At 62.6% G+C, this 580-nt stretch carries 1 protein-coding gene; it reads right to left on the bottom strand.

Annotated elements, in window-relative coordinates; translation table 11 throughout:
* A partial coding sequence (locus tag IZR01_RS49480) for a reverse transcriptase domain-containing protein (protein ID WP_267255024.1) occupies positions 1–457 on the bottom strand: 457 nt, incomplete at its 3' end.
* Positions 458–580: the final 123 nt, after the last annotated feature.

Genomic DNA, 580 nt, shown 5'->3' with positions numbered 1-580 from the left:
CGACACTGCCGTCTTCGACCATCACCCCGGCCTGCAACCACTGCCGCAGCAGCTTCAGCACTCGACGATCACTGACCCGCTTCTCCACCTCGGCCATCAGCGCTGCATGGTCGATACGGTTAAAGAAATCTTTGATGTCGAACTCCACGACGAACACGTGGCCCTTGATGAACCCGACACGAAGCCGCTCCATCGCCTGCGTCGCACTGCGCCGAGGCCGGAACCCGTAGGAGACCTCTAGAAAGTCCGCCTCGAAAATCGGTTCCAACACCAGCTTCGCCGCCTGCTGGACCACCCGGTCGCGGACCGTGGGAATCCCCAACGGCCTGAAACCACCGGCTGGTTTCGGGATCAACCGGCGCCGCGTCGGCACCGGACGATAGGTCCCGTCTCGAAGGTCCTGCTGGATCTCGGCCAACAACCGGCCGACCCCATAGGTCTCCTCGATAAAAACCAAGGTCACACGATCGACCCCGGCTGCTCCACGGTTGATCCGGACTCGTCTCCACGCCTCCCACAGCACGTCACCCCTGTGGACACGGTCATACAGGGCATGGAAACGCCGCTCCGGCGACTGCTT

Origin of the sequence: Catenulispora pinisilvae (assembly GCF_015356865.1) — a bacterium.
GTDB lineage: Bacteria > Actinomycetota > Actinomycetes > Streptomycetales > Catenulisporaceae > Catenulispora > Catenulispora pinisilvae.
This window is presented reverse-complemented; position numbering and strand designations above follow the sequence as displayed.